Source organism: Mesorhizobium sp. M7A.F.Ca.CA.002.15.2.1, assembly GCF_003998715.1.
Taxonomy (GTDB): domain Bacteria; phylum Pseudomonadota; class Alphaproteobacteria; order Rhizobiales; family Rhizobiaceae; genus Mesorhizobium; species Mesorhizobium ciceri.
Genome location: NZ_RZPI01000350.1, coordinates 1 through 5,756, shown reverse-complemented (window position 1 = coordinate 5,756; position 5,756 = coordinate 1). Strand labels below are relative to the sequence as shown.

The following is a 5,756-nucleotide window of genomic DNA, read 5'->3' as shown; positions in this document are numbered from 1 at the left end:
AGGCAGCCCCAGCGTTCAAAAGAAAGCCCGGCGCGAACGATCGCGCCGGGCTTTTTCTTTTCAGGCCAATTCGTTGGCGAGGGCTGCTGCCCTTTGTGTCAGCTCTTGCGGCCCCGGGCCTCTTCCTCGATGGCTGCCTCATGGTACCAGCCGTCGCCGAAATCCGCGCGGGCACCACGCAGCGAGGCAAGCTCTGCCGCAAACTTAGCCTTTCCGCTCAAATTTGAGGCAGAGAGGCGTGCTGCCGCCGGGAACATCAAAATTTTGGCCGACGGTCGTGTGGAAATGACTTCCATTGCCGGGTTCCTTTCTTCCGCCGAACCTTTTCGATTCAACTTGGCCCGAAGATAAGGTCTGCAATCAAGTTAGGCAATATGCCTATGAAAAGATCAGCATTTGCACACTATTTGTGCAAATAAGGACCGTGATGGATCCGGGCGCATTGCTTAGGCGGCTCACCGACTTCCGGTGGATGCCGCGTCAATTTTGTCGCACCCTCCGGACCAAGAATGGCACACGAATTGCATTTTAAGTGTGCGGCAGGCCAGCTGCTGACGGCAGACGCATGTCGACGCCGTTCAGTGTTCGGTGATCAAGCAACGAGAGGCTAGAATGACGAAATACAAGCTCGAGTATATCTGGCTCGATGGATATACCCCGGTCCCCAACCTTCGCGGCAAGACGCAGATCAAGGAATTCGCCGAATTCCCTGAACTCGAGCAGCTGCCGCTGTGGGGCTTCGATGGTTCCTCGACCCAGCAGGCCGAAGGGCACAGCTCCGATTGCGTGCTGAAGCCGGTTGCGGTCTATCCGGATCCCGCCCGCACCAACGGCGTGCTGGTCATGTGCGAAGTCATGATGCCCGATGGTGTCACGCCGCATGCCTCAAACAAGCGCGCCACCATCCTCGATGACGAGGGCGCCTGGTTCGGCTTCGAGCAGGAATATTTCTTCTACAAGGACGGTCGCCCGCTCGGCTTCCCCGAGAGCGGCTATCCCGCACCCCAGGGCCCGTACTACACCGGCGTCGGCTATTCCAATGTCGGCTCCGTCGCGCGTCAGATCGTCGAGGAGCATCTCGACCTCTGCCTCGCCGCCGGCATCAACCACGAAGGCATCAACGCCGAAGTGGCCAAAGGCCAATGGGAATTCCAGATTTTCGGCAAGGGCTCCAAGAAGGCCGCCGACCAGATGTGGATGGCCCGCTACCTCCTGCAGCGCCTGACCGAGAAATACGGCATCGACATCGAATACCACTGCAAGCCGCTCGGAGACACCGACTGGAACGGCTCTGGCATGCACGCCAACTTCTCGACCGCCTATATGCGCGAAGTCGGCGGCAAAGCCTATTTCGAAGCGCTGATGGCGGCCTTCGACAAGAACCTGATGGATCACATCGCCGTCTACGGCCCGGACAACGACAAGCGTTTGACCGGCAAGCACGAGACCGCGCCGTGGAACCGGTTCAGCTATGGCATTGCCGACCGTGGCGCCTCGATCCGCGTGCCGCATTCCTTCATCAAGAGCGACTATAAGGGTTATCTGGAAGACCGCCGTCCGAACTCGCAGGGCGACCCCTACCAGATCGCCTCGCAAATCCTGAAGACGATCGCCTCGGTTCCGGCAAGCGCTCAGGTTTCAGCCGCCGCGTAAGTGTTTCGGACTGTATGACAAGAGGACCCCGGCGTTTCGCGCCGGGGTTCTTTTTTGGCCGTTACCCGGCGGACTGCATTCCCGGTAAAACATACCCAGAAAAAGTCAGGCAGTTCCGGCGGTCGCTAATCGCCCGTGAGTTCCGGCCGCAGCCGTGCGGGTCTGCGGCGATCACTCGCCAGAAAGCCCGGAAAACCGCCTTTTTCCAGCCCTTGTCCGGGGCGATGGATCTTCCATAAGCATCTGTTCATACAACGGAATCGGTCATTCGCCACCCGGCTGGCGGCGTTGACAGATCACGCTACGGCATGCGTATTCGCTGGCCTTGGGGTTACGTCACGCAATGCTGTTCGGACGGGCGGGGTTTTCTTGAACGGCGGCATTGGCGTGGGCGCCGGACGAGCGGTCACTGTAGCCTGAGACAGTGCTCCGCTCGCTCCTGGCTCCGACGTTGGCGGCCGAACCGCCTCCCTTGATCATTTACTGAACACCGCCGAGTTGTGATTGAAGCGACGCGCTCAAAAGCCGGCCGCTCCGATGGACCGTAGGTCCAAGAATCCGGGCATCCTATGATCGTCGAAGACGAAAGGCGGATACGGCTGTCCATGCGCGGCTGCCGTGCAGGCGAGGCATGCCGGTCGGCTGGCAATCCTATTGGAGCGCAGCAAAAAGCCCTTGAAAGAGGGACGTCTTTCAAGGGCTTGAGCATTATAGCTAATCTTGGACCGAGATTGAATCTCAGACGGAGTAGTACATGTCGTACTCGACCGGATGCGGGGTCATTTCGAAGCGCATCACTTCGGCCATCTTCAGCTCGATATAGCTGTCGATCTGGTCGTCGTCGAAGACGCCGCCGGCTTTCAGGAAGCCGCGGTCCTTGTCGAGGCTCTGCAGGGCTTCACGCAGCGAGCCGCAGACGGTCGGGATCTTCTTCAGCTCCTTCGGCGGCAGGTCGTAGAGATCCTTGTCCATCGGCTGGCCGGGATGGATCTTGTTCTTTATGCCGTCGAGGCCGGCCATCAGCAGCGCTGAGAAGGCGAGGTAGGGGTTCGCGCCCGGATCGGGGAAGCGGACCTCGACGCGCTTGGCCTTCGGCGACGAGCCGAACGGGATACGGCAGGAAGCCGAGCGGTTGCGCGCCGAATAGGCGAGCAGAACCGGCGCTTCGTAACCCGGCACCAGGCGCTTGTAGGAATTGGTCAGCGGGTTGGTGAAGGCGTTGATCGCCTTGGCATGCTTGATGACGCCGCCGATGAAGAACAGGCAGCTTTCCGACAGACCGGCGTATTCATTGCCGGCGAAGGTCGGCTTGCCGTTCTTCCAGATCGACATGTGGACGTGCATGCCCGAGCCGTTGTCGCCGAAGATCGGCTTCGGCATGAAGGTTGCCGTCTTGCCGTAGGCGTTGGCGACCTGGTGGACGACATACTTGTAGATCAGCATCTTGTCGGCGTTGCGCACCAGCGCGTCGAACTTGATGCCGAGTTCGTGCTGAGCCGCCGCCACCTCATGGTGATGCTTTTCGACGCGCACGCCCATCTCGGCGAGCACGGTCAGCATTTCCGAGCGCATGTCCTGCGCGCTGTCGATCGGCGGCACCGGGAAGTAGCCGCCCTTGATGCGCGGACGGTGGCCGAGATTGCCGGTCTCATAATCGGTGTCGTCGTTCGACGGCAATTCCGTGGAGTCGAGCTTGAATCCGGTGTTGTAGGGATCCGCCTTGTACTTCACATCGTCGAACACGAAGAATTCGGCTTCCGGGCCGACAAAGATGGTGTCGCCGATGCCTTCGGCCTTCATGTAGGCCTCGGCCTTCTTGGCCGTACCGCGCGGATCGCGGTTGTAGGATTCACCCGAAACCGGATCGAGGATGTCGCACAGGATGACCATGGTCGACTGCGCGAAAAACGGGTCCATGTGGACCGTTTCCGGATCGGGCATCAGCACCATGTCGGACTCGTTGATGGCCTTCCAGCCGGCAATCGACGAGCCGTCGAACATCACGCCATCGGCGAACATGTCTTCCTCGACCTCGATGACATCCATCGTCACGTGCTGCAGCTTGCCCTTCGGGTCCGTGAAGCGCAGGTCGACGAATTTCACGTCGTTGTCCTTGATCTGCTTCATGATGTCTTTGGCTGTCGTCATGTCATGTATCCCTGTGTGATGACTTTTTTTGATGATGACGTTTTTCGGGAGGATGGCGCGGTCGGTCAGACCGCGTCCATGCCCGTTTCGCCGGTGCGTATACGCACGACTTCCTCGATATTGGAAACGAAGATCTTGCCGTCGCCGATACGACCGGTCTGGGCCGCCTTGCGGATGGCCTCGATCGCACCTTCGACCGCGTCGTCGCCAAGCACGACCTCGATCTTCACCTTGGGCAGGAAGTCGACGACATATTCGGCGCCGCGGTAGAGTTCGGTGTGGCCCTTCTGACGACCGAAGCCTTTTGCTTCGGTGACGGTGATGCCTTGCAGTCCGGCCTCCTGAAGCGCTTCCTTCACTTCGTCGAGCTTGAATGGCTTGATGATCGCTTCGATCTTTTTCATGTAAAAAGTGGCCTCCACTGCCAAAAAAACGGGTTGTGACCCCCCGCTTGCGCCTCCATCAAGCACGAACTGTGCCAATTCAGCGGATTCTAAGCGGTCTCATAAGATTTCAAAGCCGCGCCGCACCGGGATGCAAATTCGCGTCATTCGCTGCACCGGAAGCGGCATGGACTGCCAGAGCCTACACAGCGCCAGCACCCACGTCCGCACAAAAATCGGGCATATTGCCTATCCCCCAGGCAATTTTCTGCCCGCGATGCTTTCGTGCCAACGTTATGGCTGCAGATCTCGGCAACTCCCCCTTGTTTGCTTAGGATCGAAATCGGACAATGCTTGATCGCATGCGGATCGGCAATCCATGAGCAACGAACTTCTTTCCCCGGCCGAAATGAGCGAGGCCGATCGGCTGACGATTGCCGCCGGCCCAGCCGACGGCATCGGCCTGATGCGGCGCGCTGGTGGAGCGGTCGCGGCCGAGGTTCTCAAGCGCTACCCCTCGGCAAAGCACATCCATGTGCTGTGCGGGCCCGGCAACAATGGCGGCGATGGCTATGTCGTTGCCCGCATCCTGGCCGGCAGCGGCGTCGGCACATCGGTCTGGGCATCCGGCGCGCCGAGGCCGAAAAGCGATGCGGCGCTCGCCGCCGCGGAATGCCCGATCAAGCCCCGGCCGCTGTCTGACTTTGACGCCAAGCCTGGCTCGATCGTGATCGACGCGCTCTATGGGGCGGGGCTGTCGAAGCCGCTGTCCGGCGACGCCGCGAAAGCCATCGATACAGTGACAGCCCTGAGCCTGCCCGTGGTCGCGGTCGACCTGCCGTCCGGCGTCTCTGGAAGGAGCGGTGACATATTGGGCAGGGCGTTTCGTGCCGAGGTCACCATCACCTTCGCGCGGAAAAAGCCTGGCCACCTGCTGCTGCCGGGGCGCGGGCAATGCGGTGAGATCGTGCTCGCCGATATCGGCATCGGCGACGGCATTATCGCCCAGCTCGCCGTCTCGACCTTCGAGAATGTGCCGGACCTGTGGTTGCAGGAATTTCCGGTGCCGACGGTGGATGCGCACAAATACAAGCGCGGCCATGTCGGCGTCTTTTCCGGCGGTCCCAGTGCTACGGGCGCGGCGCGGCTGTCGGCGCTGGCCGCCGCCAGAAGCGGGGCAGGGGCGGTCACCGTGCTGTCGCCTGGCAACGCCATGCAGGTGAACGCGATTCACCTGACCTCGATCATGCTGCGCGAGGCGGGCTCGCTCGAGGAGGTGCAGGAATTTCTAACGGTGCGCCATCCCGGGGCGCTGGTGTTCGGACCGGGGCTTGGGCCAAAGCCCAAGGTCGGCGATTTCGCCCTGCAGCTGATCAAGGCTTTGGAGGAGGAAGCACGCGACGAGGCGACCGCGAACCACGCCAGTGCGATGGTTCTTGATGCCGACGCCATCACGTCGCTGGCCCATCAGCCTCAGGCGCTGTTCGAAGCTGCCCGTCAGCCGAATGCGCCTGCCTTGATAGTTACGCCGCATGAGGGCGAATTCGGCCGCCTGTTCCCTGATATCGCCGG

At 60.8% G+C, this 5,756-nt stretch carries 5 protein-coding genes; 2 read left to right on the top strand and 3 right to left on the bottom strand.

Annotated features, from left to right (window positions below):
* Positions 1-98: 98 nt before the first annotated feature.
* A complete protein-coding gene (locus ENZ74_RS19405) occupies positions 99-296 on the bottom strand; it encodes a DUF2735 domain-containing protein (RefSeq protein ID WP_063168063.1) in 198 nt (65 codons plus the stop codon).
* 316 nt (positions 297-612) lie between these two features.
* Here ENZ74_RS19405 and ENZ74_RS19400 point away from each other — a divergent pair, with 316 nt between their 5' ends.
* Positions 613-1,653: a glutamine synthetase beta-grasp domain-containing protein gene (locus ENZ74_RS19400; protein ID WP_013531450.1), complete on the top strand. Its 1,041-nt coding sequence runs from the start codon at positions 613-615 to the stop codon at positions 1,651-1,653.
* Between the two features lie 738 nt (positions 1,654-2,391).
* Here the strand turns inward: ENZ74_RS19400 and glnA are convergent.
* Both glnA and ENZ74_RS19385 read right to left on the bottom strand, forming a co-directional pair.
* Complete coding sequence (glnA, locus tag ENZ74_RS19390) at positions 2,392-3,801, bottom strand: type I glutamate--ammonia ligase (protein WP_013531452.1); 1,410 nt, start codon at positions 3,799-3,801, stop codon at positions 2,392-2,394.
* A 65-nt stretch (positions 3,802-3,866) separates the two neighbouring features.
* Positions 3,867-4,205, bottom strand: a complete 339-nt coding sequence (locus ENZ74_RS19385; protein WP_006205430.1) for a P-II family nitrogen regulator — start codon at positions 4,203-4,205, stop codon at positions 3,867-3,869.
* Between the two features lie 358 nt (positions 4,206-4,563).
* Between ENZ74_RS19385 and ENZ74_RS19380 the strand changes: the two genes are divergently transcribed.
* The coding region (locus ENZ74_RS19380; RefSeq protein ID WP_127312928.1) for an NAD(P)H-hydrate epimerase at positions 4,564-5,756 on the top strand (1,193 nt) is incomplete at its 3' end.

What these genes read in the sequence shown, in the direction of transcription:
- glnA (WP_013531452.1), bottom strand. Translation starts at nt 3,801, where the DNA reads ATGACGACAGCCAAAGACATCATGAAGCAGATCAAGGACAACGACGTG.
- ENZ74_RS19405 (WP_063168063.1), bottom strand. Translation starts at nt 296, where the DNA reads ATGGAAGTCATTTCCACACGACCGTCGGCCAAAATTTTGATGTTCCCG.
- ENZ74_RS19400 (WP_013531450.1), top strand. Translation starts at nt 613, where the DNA reads ATGACGAAATACAAGCTCGAGTATATCTGGCTCGATGGATATACCCCG.
- ENZ74_RS19385 (WP_006205430.1), bottom strand. Translation starts at nt 4,205, where the DNA reads ATGAAAAAGATCGAAGCGATCATCAAGCCATTCAAGCTCGACGAAGTG.